The sequence below is a fragment of the Ferrimonas sp. genome, assembly GCF_048263965.1.
Taxonomy (GTDB): Bacteria; Pseudomonadota; Gammaproteobacteria; order Enterobacterales; family Shewanellaceae; genus Ferrimonas.
This window is the reverse complement of the sequence record NZ_JBLXDO010000010.1, coordinates 22,705-38,442: the sequence shown is the minus strand read 5'-3', so window position 1 is coordinate 38,442 and position 15,738 is coordinate 22,705. Positions and strand designations below refer to the sequence as shown.

Annotated in this window: 10 protein-coding genes; 5 read left to right on the top strand and 5 right to left on the bottom strand. The window is 61.1% G+C overall.

The annotated features are described in order from the left end of the window. Positions 1 to 12: 12 nt before the first annotated feature. Both ACN0RV_RS10645 and ACN0RV_RS10640 read right to left on the bottom strand, forming a co-directional pair. Complete coding sequence (locus ACN0RV_RS10645; RefSeq protein WP_417347584.1) at positions 13 to 3,762, bottom strand: translocation/assembly module TamB domain-containing protein; 3,750 nt, start codon at positions 3,760 to 3,762, stop codon at positions 13 to 15. Next, the gene (locus ACN0RV_RS10640) at positions 3,759 to 5,624 is read right to left on the bottom strand and encodes an autotransporter assembly complex protein TamA (RefSeq protein ID WP_417347583.1); all 1,866 of its coding nucleotides are present in this window, start codon (positions 5,622 to 5,624) and stop codon (positions 3,759 to 3,761) included. Before ACN0RV_RS10640 ends, ACN0RV_RS10645 begins: the two co-directional genes overlap by 4 nt. Positions 5,625 to 5,911: 287 nt before the next feature. Between ACN0RV_RS10640 and ACN0RV_RS10635 the strand changes: the two genes are divergently transcribed. The 4 genes from ACN0RV_RS10635 (at position 5,912) to ACN0RV_RS10620 (ending at position 10,266) form a co-directional block, all read left to right on the top strand. Then, entirely contained in the window at positions 5,912 to 6,925 is a 1,014-nt protein-coding gene (locus ACN0RV_RS10635; RefSeq protein ID WP_417347582.1) for an isoaspartyl peptidase/L-asparaginase family protein, read from the top strand. 292 nt (positions 6,926 to 7,217) lie between these two features. Beyond that, complete coding sequence (locus ACN0RV_RS10630) at positions 7,218 to 7,634, top strand: CBS domain-containing protein (protein ID WP_286339627.1); 417 nt, start codon at positions 7,218 to 7,220, stop codon at positions 7,632 to 7,634. 178 nt (positions 7,635 to 7,812) lie between these two features. Then, positions 7,813 to 9,510: a gamma-glutamyltransferase gene (gene ggt / locus ACN0RV_RS10625; RefSeq protein ID WP_417347581.1), complete on the top strand. Its 1,698-nt coding sequence runs from the start codon at positions 7,813 to 7,815 to the stop codon at positions 9,508 to 9,510. An 87-nt stretch (positions 9,511 to 9,597) separates the two neighbouring features. Next, a complete protein-coding gene (locus tag ACN0RV_RS10620; protein WP_417347580.1) occupies positions 9,598 to 10,266 on the top strand; it encodes an OmpA family protein in 669 nt (222 codons plus the stop codon). Between the two features lie 38 nt (positions 10,267 to 10,304). On the opposite strand, the gene ACN0RV_RS10615 is transcribed toward ACN0RV_RS10620, so the two are convergent. The 3 genes from ACN0RV_RS10615 to ACN0RV_RS10605 form a co-directional block, all read right to left on the bottom strand. Continuing rightward, complete coding sequence (locus ACN0RV_RS10615; protein ID WP_417347579.1) at positions 10,305 to 10,748, bottom strand: copper resistance protein NlpE; 444 nt, start codon at positions 10,746 to 10,748, stop codon at positions 10,305 to 10,307. A 93-nt stretch (positions 10,749 to 10,841) separates the two neighbouring features. Beyond that, the gene (locus ACN0RV_RS10610; protein ID WP_286339622.1) at positions 10,842 to 11,150 is read right to left on the bottom strand and encodes a hypothetical protein; all 309 of its coding nucleotides are present in this window, start codon (positions 11,148 to 11,150) and stop codon (positions 10,842 to 10,844) included. Positions 11,151 to 11,282: 132 nt separating this feature from the next. Beyond that, positions 11,283 to 11,660, bottom strand: a complete 378-nt coding sequence (locus ACN0RV_RS10605) for a DUF1294 domain-containing protein (RefSeq protein WP_417347578.1) — start codon at positions 11,658 to 11,660, stop codon at positions 11,283 to 11,285. A 168-nt stretch (positions 11,661 to 11,828) separates the two neighbouring features. Between ACN0RV_RS10605 and hrpA the strand changes: the two genes are divergently transcribed. Beyond that, positions 11,829 to 15,707, top strand: a complete 3,879-nt coding sequence (gene hrpA, locus ACN0RV_RS10600; RefSeq protein WP_417347577.1) for an ATP-dependent RNA helicase HrpA — start codon at positions 11,829 to 11,831, stop codon at positions 15,705 to 15,707. Positions 15,708 to 15,738: the final 31 nt, after the last annotated feature.

Here is a 15,738-nt window from a genome sequence, read left to right as displayed (position 1 = left end):
ATACTCAGGTTGTCACTCGATGTCGAAGCTGTAGTAGATGTCCAGGGAGTCCTTGAGGGTGTTGTTGATCCCCTCAATCCACAGGCGGTTCTGCAGGTAGTAGCGCACCGTAACCTCGGTGATGGGTTCGAAGATGTTGACCCCATACTTGAGGAAGACCTTCTCCCCCAGGTAACCGCTGATGGCCACCTGAGTGTCGTCCCCATCCCCTTCGGTGCCGACCCGAACTTCACTGAAGCCCAGCTCCTCGCCCAGGGTGGAGAGCATGCCACCGGTTTGGGCCAGACCCAGGTTCACTGCTGCCGAGGCCCACAGGGCGTTGCCGTTGTCAGTACCGCCCAACCCACGCCCCTGGGTGATGTAGGAGAGGATCTCCTGCTGCTCCATGCTGGGATTGGAGAACAGGGTCATGGTGGGTTCGGTGACCACCCCGGAGAGGCGCACCCCGGCGATGACGTTTTCCGACTTGATCTCCCTGATCGCCTCCACATCCAGGGTGGGCAGGCTGGGGGGGCCGTTAAACAGCACCTTGCCCCGGCGAATGGTCAGTTGCTGGCCAAAGGCGCGGAATTTGCCCTGGTGCAGGCTGATGTCGCCGAAGAGCTGAGGTGTCTGGTAGGCCTTCTGTCTCATGGTGAGCTGGCCGCCGAGATTGCCACTGATCCCCAAGCCTTCAACCGTCACCTCTTCGCCCACATTCAATTGAATGTCCATGGCGAAGGGGGCAGGGGGTTCCGCTTCGGTATCGGGGCGGTTGTCGACAAACTGAACGTCGTCGGAGAGGGCGACACCGCCCTCCGGCAGCTGCGACAGGGTCAGGGCTGCCTTGGGAATGTCGATGCGGCCGGTGACCGCCATCGCCTTGTCATCCTTGCGGAACCTCAGGGTGGGGGAGGCTTCGGCAATCAGCAGGGGGGGCTGAAGAATGTCCAGCCTGTCCCCAAGCAGCTCAATGTCCGCATGCAGGGTGTCTTTACTCCAGTCCAGCCATCCGCTGGCCTGAACCGGGCCATCGCCCACCATCAGCTCGGTGTCGATGTCGGCTCTCTGGCCGGTGAGATCCAGCTCTATCTCAATCTCGCTGAGCTCTGTGGGGTTGGTCAGAGAAGCCAGCCGCCCCTGCCTAAGATCCAGGTCGCCGTTGAGCAGAGGCGTGGTCAGATCGCCGCCCAGGCTGAGGTTGGCGGTCACCAGTCCCTCCAAGGCTGCGATGCGAGGCACAGCCTTGGTCAGGGGCGCCAGGTCAAAGCTGTTGAGGGTGAGCTCACCGTTCATGGCATAGGGCGCCTGAGGCTCCAGGTGCAGGCGACTGCGAATCAGGGGGGCATCGTCGTCCAGCTCCAGGGTCAGGTCCAGGCCGGCATCGGACAGGGTGGCATCCAGATCCAGCCTTTGCCAGGGCAGTTGCACCTGGGCCCGGCGTGGGTCAGCCTTCACCAGGACCGTGCCCTGATCGCTGTGTACCTGGGCCCTGAGCTGAGGCAGGTGCCCCGGCAGCCAGGTGGTGTCGAGCTCGGCGGTCAGCTGAGTGTCCAGGGAGAACTGCGGCGGCAGCAGAGGCTCTGCTGTCCTGGGGAGGTCGGCGGTCAGGGCCATCTTCACCGCTCCGCCGCTGCCGACGTTGGCAGGAATGGGCAGACACAGGGTGGCAGCCGGTCCCTGCCAGCAGTGTTCGCTGATCACGAAGGCTTGACTGGCGAAGGAGAAGGTCACCGGCGCCGCTTCTTGCTGTTGCCATAGTCCCAGTGGCGTGGTCACCTTGGCGCCGGAGAGTACCCCCTGCCACCAGGTAAAATTGGGGTCCAGCTTACCCGCCATGGCCAGCTCTCCGCCCCAGGGGGTGGTGTCGCTGCCCTCCAGTCCAAGGATGGCGCTCTGTTCGGTGATATCGCCATCGCCGTCCAGCGTCAGCAGGCTGAATTTTTCGCCGGCCAGGTCGAGATCCGTGGCGGAGAGGTTCAGCATAAACCCATGGTTCTGTGTGGGTTGGTACCACCCCTTGGCCATCAGCCGGTTCAGGCGCTGGGTTTCGAAGGCCAGCTGTTGCCCTTCCAGCTCCAGCTGGATCTTCGGTTGGTCGGTGGCCCCGCTGACAGAGAAGGCCAGCTGTGCTTCTCCGCGGAGTCTGGAGTCCCAGCGTGCCAGATCGGCCAGGGCCAGCTTGCCCTTCATCTGCCACTCGGGTTCACTGCCGCCATCGGCCGTCAGCTGGCTGCCCCGGTAGAGCACGTCGAGCTCTTTGGCCCTGGCCTTACCGTCGCTGCTGGCGGCCAGGGTGCCCTTGAGGGTAAAGGGGTCTCCGTCGAAGCGGCCTTCAAGGTCGGCCTGGCTGAGGCTGACGGACCAGAGCTTGCCATCCCAGGCCCCCCGGGTGAGTCCCTGACCACTGACTACCAAAGGCAGTTTGGGGCTCAGGGTGGCCAGTTCCAGTGCCCGGGTGTCCAGCTGCGCCTGCCAGGAGAGCAGGTCGCCATACTGAAGCTGGCCCTTGAGGTCGCCGCCGCCACGCTCGCTCTCCAGGCTGGCCTGGTGCACCGTCAGCAACCCTGGCTGATGTTCAAATTCACCATTGAGTCGGAAGGAGGGGTAGTCCCACAATTTGCTGGCGCCCTCGAGGGTGAGCCGTTGATGGCGCAGATTTCCTGAGCTGCTTAGCCTGACCTCGCTGACGCGATAATCCGGGGCGTCGCCAAAGGGCCAGCTTAGGCGCTCGCCGCTGAGCTGTACCTGATAATCCAGAGTCGGCGAGGCCAGGGTGATCTCACCCGAAGCCTGTGCCTGCTGTTGGCCGGTGGCGGCCACATCGAATTTCAGTTTGCCGAGGCTGCCAGCCGCGGTCAGCTGCAGTGCCTGGCCTTCAAGGCCGGGCGTCCACGGCAGCTTGGCTATGGTGCCCTCGGCCTTGGCATCCAGTGGCCAGGGCCCCTGAAAATCGAGGCTGCCGTAGAGGCTGACATTGGCCCACTCATGCTCGGCGTCGAGCTGGTCCACCTGAAGCAGGGTGCCGCGCCAGTTGGCGTCGAACTGGCCCTGTTGCAGCCTCTGTACCAGGCCGCCTATGGTCACCAGGCCACGGCTCAGCTTGATGTTGTTGGCGTCGATGGGGAAGGGCAGAGCCACCCTGGGCAGGGCGGCCATGGCCCAGGAGTCATCGTCGGCTTGGGCCTGCGGTGCTATCGTCTCCTCCGTGCTGGGCGTCAGGGGAATGTAGACGGCAATCTGGGTGGCATTGAGGCGGTTGACCTTGAGTTCACTGGGGTCGAACAGGGCAGAGCCGGAGAGCTGACCCACGGCAAAGTGCATATCGTCGACCCGCACCCGGACCCGGCTCAGCTGCAGCAACTTGGCCTGAATGGTAAAGGGCAGGCTGAAGTGGGGATCGCCCTCTGTCTCCGATTCCGCCTCGGTGTCCGGAGCGTTATCTCCCCCCAACAGGTCGGTGTCGATGTCCACCGCCACGCCGTTGGCCATCAGCCGGTCGCTGCACAGGGTCTTGTGCAGCAGGCAACTGGGACGCCAGTCCAGGGTCAGGTTATCCACGGTCACCGACAGCCCATCGAGCCCTTTGTAGGCCACCTTGCTCAGGTGCAGATCCCGGTTTAGGCGACCATTGGCTTTCTCTATGGTGAGGCCAGGCACCAGGGTGTCGGCGGCGGCCATCAACAGGGCGGTGCCGCCTCTGGTACCCACCAGCAGAGCCAGAGCCACCAGGATTGCCAGGGGGACCCCGAGGAGGAAGCTGAGCAGACGCCGCCAGGTCATAGATCCGCTCCTATGGTGATGTGGATGCGCCATGGCGGATCGTCTTCACTGATGCCATAGCCCACATCCAGCTTGATGGGACCCACTGGCGAGATCCAGTGCACCCCGGCGCCTACGGAGTAGACTGGGGTAAAGTCATTGGTATTAAACGCGTTACCACCATCTACAAAGGTCGCAAGTCGCCAGGAGTCATTGAGATAATACTGGTACTCCATGCTGGCGACCGCCAGGTAACGCCCGCCCACCACCGCTTCTCTGGTGTTGCCTTCGTCGTCGATGACCTCCACCGTGGGTCCCAGAGACTGGTAGGAGAAGCCGCGGATGCTGGTATCACCACCGGCGAAGAAGCGCATGGAGGGCGGCACCAGTGGCAGGTCGGCGTTGTCCACCTTGGTCAGGCCGCCATCCAGACGAAACACAAATCTGTGGTTTTCCCAGGGGGTGTCCACCCATTTAAACTGTCCCTTTATCTGAGCCAGGGTCACGTCAGAGCCGGCGCTGTCGGAGGCCACTTCCAGGCTGTAGATCTGGCGAAAGCCCCGCCTGGGATCCAGGGGAGACCCCCAACGCTTGGTCTTGGACCAACTGATGCCGGGAAGAATCAGGCTGGATTCGAAATTCTGTCCGCCGGTGCCCCAGCGCTCCTCGAGCCAGCGCAGGTAGTAGTTGCGCAGCCAGCCATCGTCCAACCGGGTCTGCCGGCCCACCCTCAGGCTGTACTGATCGCTGTCGATGTTGCCGTACTGGTCCCGCTCCACCAGGGCGTTGATCACCATTACATCGTCCAGGGGATGATCCAGCGGGATGCGGTAGTTGAAATTCATCTGCGGGTTTTGGGAGAGCTCAAAGGTCAGCTCCTGACTGTGGCCCGCCTCGTTGATCCTGGGCGTGCGCCAGGTCGCGGTGGCCCTGGCACCGGTGTCCGTGGTAAAACCCAGCCCCAGATCCACGGTGTGGCGGGCGGCTGGGGTCAACTGCACCTCAAGGGGCACCTGGTAATCTACCGCCTTGTCGGTCTGGGGCAGGACCCGCACATCGCCAAAGTAGCCGGCGGACAGCAGATTGGAGTTGAATCGGGCCAGGGTGGTGGCGGCATAGGGAGCGCCGGTTTCAAAGGGCACCATGGCGTCCAGCAACTCGGGTTCCAGTTCGAAGGGGGAGAAGTTCACTTCGCCCAGCCGGTAGCGGGTGCCGCTGTCATACACCAGGTAGAGGTCAGCCACGTTGGTGTCCCGGTTGACCTCAAGTTTGGAGACCGAGAACTTACCGTCGAAGTAGCCGCGCATCAGGCCTTCGGAGAGGATGCGGTTCTTCAGCTGTTGGTAACGGCCGTGGTGGAGGATCTGTCCTGGCCTGAGAGTGGCGTTTTCCACCAGGGCGGTCATCGCCGGATCGACCTTGGCGTCCCCTTCCAGCCAAAGCATCACATAGCGATAGCGTACCGGCTCTCCCGGGTCGACCGTCAGGGTGATGGGCCAGATCGCCCGCTCTCGGTCGATGGTCACCTTGATCTGGCCGTTGTAGTAGCCCAGGGCCGCCAATGCATCCTGGGCCCGCTCCTCCAGGGTAAAGACGAAGGCGTTTCGCTCGGCACTGGAGTGGGGCAGAGGGGTCAGATAGAGCTCAATGTTGCGCTTAAGCGGGTCTGGTGCCCCGCGGATGGCCAGATTCACCAGCGGCTTATCGCTGTGCTTCCGCTCCTTGAGCAGCCGAAACTTTCGTTTACGCTCGCTCTCCCCCTCCTGGTCGGCTGAGGCAGTGTCACTGTCCTGGCCAAACAGGGGAAAGGTCAGCAGATTGCTGGCCTGCACCGGCAACGAGGCGCACAGCAGCAGCCACAACAGCAGAGTTGCAGCTCTCATCGAACTCTCCGCAATAACGGGAGTGGGCGTCGAGGGTACATTCCGGACGGGGACACGCTCATGGTAACCGGTAGTTAAAAGATAGCCTTGGCCGATAACAATTGGAAAAAAATCAGAAAATTAAGCCTGTGTGATACTCCTCTCATAATACCTGCCTCTTTGTGCATCAGGCCAGAAGAAAAGGTCGGTATGCGAGTCAGTTGTCGCCTGTGTATCCAATAAGGCCAGAAACTCGGGATGATGGTATGGTGTGAAACCCAATTGAATCATCACGGATGAGCATACCCATGAGAATCTCCCTGTTGGCTGCTGCCCTGTGCCTGTGCAGCGCTCCTGTCCTGTCGGCGCCTCTGGCCATCGCCATTCACGGTGGTGCCGGCACCATTGACCCTGACAAGATGAGCGTGGAGACCCAGGCCAAGGTGAGGGCCAAGCTTCAGGAAGCGGTGCGCACAGGCTACGTCGTGTTGCAGGAGGGGGGAAGCAGTCTGGATGCGGTACAGCAGGCGGTTCAGGTGCTGGAAGCCAGTCCCCTGTTTAATGCCGGTGTCGGTGCGGTCTACACCTATGAGGGGGCCCATGAGCTGGACGCCTCCATCATGGATGGCCGTACTCTCGAGGCGGGCGCGGTGGCCGGGGTGCGTCAGGTGAAAAGCCCCATCGAGTTGGCCCGGCGGGTGATGAACGACTCTCCCCATGTGATGCTGTCCGGTCAGGGGGCGGTGGAGTTTGCCCTGGAGCAGGGGCTGGAGCTGGTGCCCAATCACTACTTCGACACCGACAGCCGCTATCAGAGCCTGCTGCGAGCCAAGAAGAAGATCATGGAGAACCAGCAGCACACCAAGGATTACAAGGCGGCGGTGGACAGCCTCGACCCCGGCTACAAATATGGCACTGTCGGCGCCGTGGCCCTCGATGGCGACGGCAACCTGGCGGCGGCCACCTCCACCGGCGGTATGACCGCCAAACGCTGGGGGCGAATCGGTGACTCTCCGGTTATCGGTGCTGGCACCTATGCGGACAATGACAGCTGTGCCGTCTCCGCCACCGGCCATGGCGAGTACTTTATCCGCTACAACGTGGCGGCGGACATCTGTGCCAGGGTGAAGTATCAGGGGGTCAGCGTCGATAAGGCGGCATCAGAGGTGATCCATCAGGTGCTGCTGCCGGTCGGTGGCACCGGCGGAGTGATTGTGGTCAGCCCGAAAGGGGAGATTGCCATGCCGTACAACACCGGCGGCATGTACCGGGCCAGCATCGACAAAGATGGCCAGGTAACAGTGAAGATCTGGGACAACTGACAGAAGGGCCGGCATCGAACCGGCCCTTTTCTTTATTCTCCCAGGGCTCCGAAGTCGTCTTCACGCAGCAGCGGCTTGCCGTCGGTATTTACCGTCCAGAGCTGGTGGTCCACGGCTATCAACAGGCTCGGACCCTGGTGCGGGCGGTGATCGAGGCCGTTGAAGGGAAACTCTCTGAGAATCCGGCAAGCTAATCGTACAACCAGATTGAGCGAATCTTTTTTCTCCCCGAGGCAAAAACTGCTTTCAGGCACTATGGTTACAGGGAGTCACCATAGTTCAAGGGGAAACAATGGAATCGGTAAAAGTACAAGACTATATGGAGCGTCATCCAGTGTGGCTCTCCCCGGAAACGCCGCTCTCAGTGGCCGTGGATACCCTGTTGGAGGCCAAGCAGCCCGGGGCTCCGGTCGTGGACGCCGACCATCACCTGGTTGGCTTTGTCTCTGAGCAGGATTGCCTGTCGGTGCTGCTGGCAAGCAGCTACCACTGTGACATCACCGCCACCGTCGCCGACTGCATGCGCAAGGATGTATTGACGGTGACGCCCGAGGATTCGGTGCTGAGCCTGGCCGAATCGATGCTGGGACAAAAACCCAAAATCTACCCGGTGCTGGATGAGGATAAGGTGGTCGGCATCATCGATCGCAGCCGGGTGCTCAGTGCCATCAGTACTCACCTGAAAAGCTGCTTCCGCAACGCGGTGTAGTGGCCCTGTGTCCACATACCCAAGGGGCGCCGCGGCGCCCCTTATCATTTTCACTCGCCGGCGAATTGGGCATAACGCTTTGTAACAGTTAGTCGTTTGTTTTTTCATCGCCCGCTCTGACGGCGGAATCAACAGCTGGTAGTCTGGTCAGACTCCCATCGTTAACAGAGCCAAAACAATGAAGAACACCCTCTGTACCCTAGCGCTGACACTGAGCTGTCTGCTGCCTGCCCACGCCTTTGATCGGGTAACCGGCCACCATTTCGCCTCCCGTTCCGAGGTCCTGGCGCAAAACGGCATGGCCGCCACCAGTCAGCCTCTGGCCACCCAGGTGGCACTGGACATTCTCAAACAGGGCGGCAGTGCGGTGGATGCCGCCATCGCCGCCAACGCCATGCTGGGGCTGGTGGAGCCCACAGGTTGCGGCATCGGTGGCGATCTCTTTGCCATCGTCTGGGATGCCAAGAGTCAGAAACTCTATGGCCTCAACGGCTCGGGCCGCAGCCCCAAGAGTCTGACCCTGGAACACTTTCAGCAGCTGGGCATGACCAGCATTCCCCCTTATGGGCCGCTGCCGGTATCGGTGCCCGGTACCGTGGATGGCTGGTTTGAGCTCCACGGGCGCTTCGGCACCCTGCCGATGAAGTCGATTCTGGCTCCGGCCATCGATTATGCAGAGAAAGGTTTTCCCGTTTCTGAGCTTATCGCCTATTACATGAACCGCAGCGCGCCTCGACTCAGCCCCTATCCCGGGTTCAAAGAGACCTTTATGCCCGATGGCAAGATGCCGCAGAAGGGAGAGATCTTCCGCAATCCGGATCTGGCCTACAGCTACCGGCTGCTGGCGGACAAGGGACGGGATGCCTTCTACCAGGGGGAGATCGCCAGACGCATCGACGCTTACATGAAGGAGAACGACGGTTTCCTCAGTTACCAGGACCTGGCCTCCCACCGCAGCGAATGGGTGGAGCCGGTGAAGGTCAGCTACCGGGGCCATGAGCTGTGGGAGCTGCCCCCCAATGGCCAGGGGATCGCGGCTCAACAGATTCTCAAAATCCTGGAAGGCTACGATATTCAGAAGATGGGGCTGGACAGCGCCGAGTATGTGCACACCTTTGTCGAGGCCAAGAAGCTGGCCTTTGCGGACCGGGCCAAGTTCTACGCGGACATGGAATTTGCCAAGGTGCCGGTAGAGGGGTTGCTGTCGGAGGAGTATGCCACCCAGAGGCGCAAGCAGATCGACCCGAACCGGGCCGCCCGCAGCGTTGACCCGGGGAATCCGGCTCTGGGCCATGGCGACACCATCTACCTGACCACCGCCGACAGCCAGGGCAACATGGTGTCGCTGATCCAGAGCAACTATCGCGGTATGGGATCAGGCATGACCCCCACCGGGCTGGGCTTTGTGCTCCAGGACAGGGGGCAGTTGTTCAACCTGACTCCTGGAGAGGCCAACAGTTATGCCCCGGGTAAGCGTCCCTTCCACACCATCATTCCCGCTTTTGTGACCAAGGAGGGGAAACCTTGGCTCAGTTTCGGGGTGATGGGTGGCGCGACTCAGCCCCAGGCTCACGCTCAAATTCTGGTCAACCTGCTGGATTTCGGGATGAACCTGCAAGAGGCGGGGGATGCCCCGAGGATACTTCATACAGGTTCCAGTCAGCCTACGGGTGAGACCATGGCCGATGGTGGCGTGGTTTCCCTGGAGAGTGGATTCTCCGCCGCCACCCGTCGCAGTCTCATCGAGAAGGGGCATGTACTTCAGGAAAACCTGGGCAGCTTCGGTGGCTATCAGGCGATCCTCTGGGATGAAATCAATCAGACCTATGTGGGCGCTTCGGAGAGCCGTAAGGATGGACAGGCGGCGGGCTATTAAAACAGAGTAAAAATCACTGGGATTTCATGCATTGGCGGATATACTGCCGTGCATAAAGACAATCCATGCAGTTTTGGGGGAAGTTCTATGACTCTACGTATTCGCACCGCCGCCCTGGGCCTCAGCGCTCTGGTGGCCATCAGCGGCTGTACCACCCTGGATCCCTATACCCGGGAGGAGAAGACCGCCAACGCCACCGTAGGCGCAGGCATCGGTGCCATCACTGGCGCCATCATCGGCGCAGCGGTGTCCAGCAAGAGTGACCGGGCCAAAGGGGCCTTGATCGGCGCAGGCATCGGCGGCCTGGCTGGCGGCTCCGTGGGCTACTACATGGACCAGCAGGAGATGAAGCTGCGCCAGCAACTTGAGGGCACCGGCGTCAGCGTGACCCGGGTGGGCGATCAGATCATCCTCAACATGCCGGGCAACATCACCTTTGACACCAATCAGGATCAGCTTAAGGCGCAGTTCTACCCTACGTTGAACTCAGTGAGCCTGGTGCTGAAGGAGTTTGAGAACACCCTGATCACCGTGGCCGGGCACACCGACAGTCGTGGTGAGGCAGACTACAACCAGAAGCTGTCTGAACGCCGGGCGGCCAGCGTGGCCAGCTACCTGGTCAATCAGCAGATCCCCTATCAGCGGGTGGCTGCGGTGGGCTACGGCGAGAGCCGCCCCATTGCCGACAACATCAACAAGGCGGGGCGGGCTCAGAACCGTCGGGTGGAGCTCACCCTGGACCCCATTGTCCGCTAACACCTTCAAAGACAAGCCCGGCAGATGCCGGGCTTTTTTTAGCGAATCTTTTCCAGCCAATAGCGGTTGGCGTTCAGCCCTTCGATGACTTGGGCCTGGTTATCCAGACGTTGCAGCCGGTTTTCCGTGACCCGGTAGTGGGCAGGTGCGGCTCTGTCCCTGGGAATGATGATGCTATTGCCCGAGTTGTGCCATTGGAATTGTCCTTTCAGATCACTGCCGTTGCTGCGGCGTCCCAGATAGATCTGTTTGAGGTGGTAGCGACCATCGGCGAACAGGGTCAGTTCGGTGACTATGCCATCGCAATCCGGGCAGGGTAGGGTGCCGCGATAGGTGCCGCTCCAATCCAGAGCGTTGTGAGCATTGTGGCCGTCAATGACCGTAGGCGGAGGTGTGGTTTTGGCGATATTCACCGGGCGTTGTTCCGGGGCGGCGCAGCCCACAAAAAAACACGCGGAAGCGAGTAGTATCAAGGCTTTCATCAAGCCCTCCGAGGTTATCCTTAACCCCTTTAAGCTGAAACAGATAGCCGAGGAAATCAAGGGCGGAGATCAATCATCCGCCCGAAATGTCAGTTATCCAAACAGTCCCAGATAGAGAGCCCGGGTGATGGCGATGTTGGCCATGGTGTCCAGCACTATGATGGCCCACTTCAGGGCAGGGTGGCGTTTCTGCAGAATAAAGGAGGGCACGGCCACGGTCAGGGGCAGCATGACCAGACCCAGGGCCAGGAACAGCAGTCCGCCGAGGATGCCGGAGGGCACGCCTGAGCCATAGATCAGCACCAGGAAGATGGCGATAAAGGTAAACATGACGCGGCGGGAGGTTTTGGTGGCCGCGGTGCGCTGCTCAGGATCCTGCAACAGCTCTTCAATGGGAGTCATACCCGGTTCTCACTCTAAAATGAACTGTCCGTACCCTATGCAAAGGCGTGGGCTATTTCAACACCGGTGAAAAGCAAAGGGGTTGTCTGATCACGTTTTGACCACATTTTGGGTGCTGGCAGTGGCGATCCCTCAGAGGGGAAACAAGCCGCGCCACAGGGGCATCAGGTTACGCCCACCCAGCCAAAGCCACTCCACCAGCAAACAGGCCTGCACCAGGCCGATGCTCCAGAAGGCGACCTGGAAGGGGCGTTTGCGGGTCTTATGGCGCCACAGCTGCTGACCCAGGAGCGCCCCGGACCAGCCGCCCAACAGGGCCACAAGGTGAAGCGTCATCTCGGGAACGCGCCACTGTCCCCGTCGGGCTCGCCGTTTGTCCAGTCCATAGAGGCAGAGTGCCACCACACTGGCTGCGGCCCACCAGAGCAGAGGCCATTGGTAGAGACGCAGCGCCGGCCAGAGTATCAGCAGGGGCAGGGCGGCGATGGTCAGGGTCAGTCCCAGGGGCATCTTTGTCTCCATGGATTCAAAACTCAGGACCCGGCAACCCTAACCCTGTGGACCGGGCAACTCAAGAACTGGTGGCTTTTTAGACCATTGGCTGCTGGCACTTTCATCAGGCCATTGGGCGCAGGCCCTGAAACTGCTAAGATCCGTCGATTCACATCAGCCATTGGGATGTCCAACTTGAGTAACCCTTTTTCGCCCCAGCAACTTGCCCTGTGTATGCAGCAGGACGCTGCCACCATTCGTCGCCGGTTGAGCGGCATGAAAAAGCTGAAGGATGCCAGCAAGCGCCAGGCCATCCAGGAGCAGCTGCAGGGCCTGCTTGAGACCAGTCAACAGCGGGTGATTGCCCGTCAGTCTGGTCTGCCGACCATCGACTATCCGGATCTGCCGGTCAGTGACCGCCGTGACGAGATAGCCGAGGCGATTCGGGGCAACCAGGTGGTGATTGTGGCCGGTGAAACCGGGTCCGGTAAAACCACCCAGCTGCCCAAGATCTGTCTGGAGCTCGGTAGGGGCACCCGGGGCCTGATTGGCCATACTCAGCCGCGCCGTCTGGCGGCCCGGGCGGTGGCCAGCCGCATCGCCGATGAGCTGAAGAGTCCCCTGGGCAACCATGTGGGCTTCAAGGTGCGCTTTGCGGATCAGACCAGCGGTGACAGCTATGTGAAGCTGATGACCGACGGTATCCTGCTGGCGGAGATTCAGCATGACCGCCGCCTGGACCAGTACGACACCCTGATCATCGATGAAGCCCACGAGCGCAGCCTCAATATCGACTTCATCCTGGGCTACCTCAAACAGCTGCTGCCCCAGCGACCGGATCTCAAGGTGATCATCACCTCGGCCACCATCGACGTCGACCGTTTCTCCCGCCATTTCAACGATGCGCCGGTGATCGAAGTATCGGGCCGGACCTACCCGGTGGAGATGCGCTATCGCCCTCTGGTGCGTGATGAAGAGCGGGATCTCGACCAGATGGAGGGGATCTTCCTGGCGGTGGATGAGCTGTGCGCCGAAGGCCTGGGGGACATCCTGATCTTCATGAACGGTGAGCGGGAAATCCGCGACACCGCCGATGCCCTGCGCCGCCGCAATCTGCGCGATACGGAAATTCTGCCTCTGTTTGCCCGGCTGTCTCACTCGGAGCAGGCGAAGATCTTTGCCTCCCACACCGGGCGACGCATCGTGCTGGCCACCAACGTGGCGGAAACCTCCCTGACCGTGCCCGGCATCAAGTACGTCATCGACCCGGGTACCGCCCGCATCAGCCGCTACAGCTACCGCACCAAGGTACAGCGCCTGCCCATCGAGCCGGTGTCCCAGGCCAGTGCCAACCAGCGGGCCGGCCGTTGTGGACGGGTCTCCGAAGGCATCTGCATTCGCCTCTACAGTGAGGATGACTTCGGCAGCCGTCCCGAGTTTACCGACCCGGAGATCCTGCGCACCAACCTGGGCTCGGTGATCCTGCAGATGCTGGCCCTGGGGCTGGGTGACATCGCCGCCTTCCCCTTTGTGCAGCCGCCGGACAACCGCCACATCAATGATGGCATGCGCCTGCTGGAGGAGCTGTCCGCCATCGAGGTGCACCAACGTCAGCCCCGCATGACCAAGCTGGGGCGACAGCTGGCCCGTTTGCCCATCGACCCGCGTCTGGCCAGGATGATCCTGGCGGCCAAGCCCTACGGTTGTGTGCACGAGGTGATGGTGATTGCCAGCGCGCTCTCCATTCAGGATCCCCGTGAGCGCCCCATGGACAAGCAGCAGCAGGCGGATGAGAAGCACCGGCGCTTCGCCGACAAGGAGTCGGATTTCGTCGCCCTGCTCAATCTGTGGGATTACCTCAAGGAGCAGCGCAGCGAACTGTCTACCAACCAGTTCCGCCGCATGTGCCGCACCGATTTCCTCAACTATCTGAGGATACGTGAGTGGCAGGACCTCTACAGCCAGCTGCGCCACTCCCTGTCCGAGCTGGATATGAGCATCACCATAGGTGAGCGTGCCGGTTACGAGCAGATCCACCGTGCTCTGCTGGCGGGACTGCTGTCTCACATCGGCTCTAAGGAGCCCGAGGGCCACTTCAAGGGGGCGCGCAACAGCCAGTTCCACATCTTCCCGGGCTCTGCCCTGGCGAAGAAGTCTCCCAAGTGGGTGATGGCCGCCGAACTGGTGGAAACCAGCCGGTTGTTCGCCCGGATGGTGGCCAAGATCGATCCCCTGTGGGTGGAGCCCCTGGCTGAGCATCTGGTCAAGCGCAGCTACGCCGAACCCCACTGGGAGCAGAAGCCCGGCTCGGTGATGGCCTTTGAGCAGGTTTCCCTGTTCGGGGTGATCGTGGTGCCCAAACGCAAGGTGCAGTACGGCCCCATCGACCCGATGGAGTCGCGCAACATCTTTATCCAGCAAGCGTTGGTGGGTGGCCAGTTGGGCTCCAACGAGGCCTTCCTCAAGGACAACCTGGCGCTGATCACCGAGGTGGAGGAGCTGGAACACAAATCCCGCCGCCGGGACATCCTGGCGGACGATGCCACCCTGCAGGAGTTTTACGAAGAGCGCATTCCCGAGGGGATCTATACTCGCCAGCTGTTCAGAGGCTGGTGGAGTAAGACCGGTGCCAAGGACAAGGAACTGCTGAATTTCTCCAAGGCGCTGCTGATGAAGCGGGATGCCGGCCACGTCGGCGAGCTCGACTTCCCGGATCACTGGTATCAGGAGGGACTGGTGTTGCCGGTGACCTACGCCTTTGAACCCGGTGAGCTGGACGATGGCGTGTCGGTGCACATTCCCCTTGCGCTGCTCAACCAGGTGCAGGAGCAGGGGTTCGATTATCTGGTGCCCGGCTTGTTGCATGAGAAGCTGGTGGGACTGATCAAGAGTCTGCCCAAGGCGATGCGACGCAACTTCGTGCCGGCGCCCAATTACGCCGATGCGGTGCTGCAGGTGATGGAGCCTCATCAGATGCCGCTGCTCGATGCCCTGTGCAAACATCTGCTGAGGATGACCGGGGTCCGGGTCGAGCCAGACGCCTTTGACCTGTCTGCCCTGGATACCCATTTGAGGGTCAATTTCAAGGTGGAGGATCATCGTGGCAAGGTGCTGGCCCAGGGCCGGGACCTGCATGAGCTCAAGCATCAGCTCAAGGGCCAGGTGCAGACCGCCATCGCCAAGGTGGCGGACAAGGGCATTGAGGCCGAAGGGTTGACCCAGTGGAACTTCGGTACGCTGCCGCAAAGCTATGAACGCAAGCAGGGCAACTACAAGGTCAAGGCCTACCCGGCCTTGGTGGACAGCGGCGACAGCGTGGCCATCAAGCTGTTCGATGACGAGTCACGGGCGGCGATGGCCAACCGGGCGGGCCTGCGTAAGCTGCTGCTGATCAATGTCCCCAACCCGGTGAAGTACCTGCAGAAGTCCTTGCCCAACAAAGCCAAGCTGGCGATGTACTTCAATCCCTTTGGCAAGGTGGATCTGCTGATTGACGATTGCATCCACTGTGGCCTGGATCAGCTGATCGACGGTCATCCGGACGCAGTTCGGGATCCGGATGCCTTCGATACGCTCAAGGAGCAGGTGCGCGGCGCGCTGGGTGACACCGTGGTGGCCATCGCCATCAAGGTGGAGCGGGTGATGACCCTCAGTCATCAGGTGAAGAAGCGTCTCAAGGGCAAGATGGATCTGCAGACCGCTTTTGCCATGTCGGACATTCAGAGTCAGCTGGACGGCTTGGTCTACAAGGGGTTTGTTCGTGACACCGGCTGGCAGAGGCTGGATGATCTGGCTCGCTACCTTCAGGGCATCGAGCGCCGACTGGAGAAGCTACCGGTGGATCCCAACCGGGACAGGCTGCATCTGCTCAAGATTCAGAAGGTGCAGGAAGCCTACCAGGGGGTGCTCAACAAACTGCCCAAGGGGGTGGCGCCTTCCCCTGAGCTGGCGGAGGTGCGCTGGATGATCGAGGAGTATCGCATCTCCAGTTTCGCCCAGACCCTGGGGACCAAGTATCCCATCAGTGACAAGCGGATTATTATGGCGATTCAGGAAGCCGGCTAGGCGGTTTCAGGCGGGGCCTGGGAATGGAAAG

Coding starts and splice junctions, on each gene's coding strand:
- ACN0RV_RS10605 (WP_417347578.1), bottom strand. CDS start 11,660: ATGCCCCTGGGACTGACCCTGACCATCGCCGCCCTGCCCCTGCTGATA.
- ACN0RV_RS10620 (WP_417347580.1), top strand. CDS start 9,598: ATGACTCTACGTATTCGCACCGCCGCCCTGGGCCTCAGCGCTCTGGTG.
- ACN0RV_RS10630 (WP_286339627.1), top strand. CDS start 7,218: ATGGAATCGGTAAAAGTACAAGACTATATGGAGCGTCATCCAGTGTGG.
- ACN0RV_RS10645 (WP_417347584.1), bottom strand. CDS start 3,762: ATGACCTGGCGGCGTCTGCTCAGCTTCCTCCTCGGGGTCCCCCTGGCA.
- ACN0RV_RS10615 (WP_417347579.1), bottom strand. CDS start 10,748: ATGAAAGCCTTGATACTACTCGCTTCCGCGTGTTTTTTTGTGGGCTGC.
- ACN0RV_RS10610 (WP_286339622.1), bottom strand. CDS start 11,150: ATGACTCCCATTGAAGAGCTGTTGCAGGATCCTGAGCAGCGCACCGCG.
- ggt (WP_417347581.1), top strand. CDS start 7,813: ATGAAGAACACCCTCTGTACCCTAGCGCTGACACTGAGCTGTCTGCTG.
- ACN0RV_RS10635 (WP_417347582.1), top strand. CDS start 5,912: ATGAGAATCTCCCTGTTGGCTGCTGCCCTGTGCCTGTGCAGCGCTCCT.
- hrpA (WP_417347577.1), top strand. CDS start 11,829: ATGTCCAACTTGAGTAACCCTTTTTCGCCCCAGCAACTTGCCCTGTGT.
- ACN0RV_RS10640 (WP_417347583.1), bottom strand. CDS start 5,624: ATGAGAGCTGCAACTCTGCTGTTGTGGCTGCTGCTGTGCGCCTCGTTG.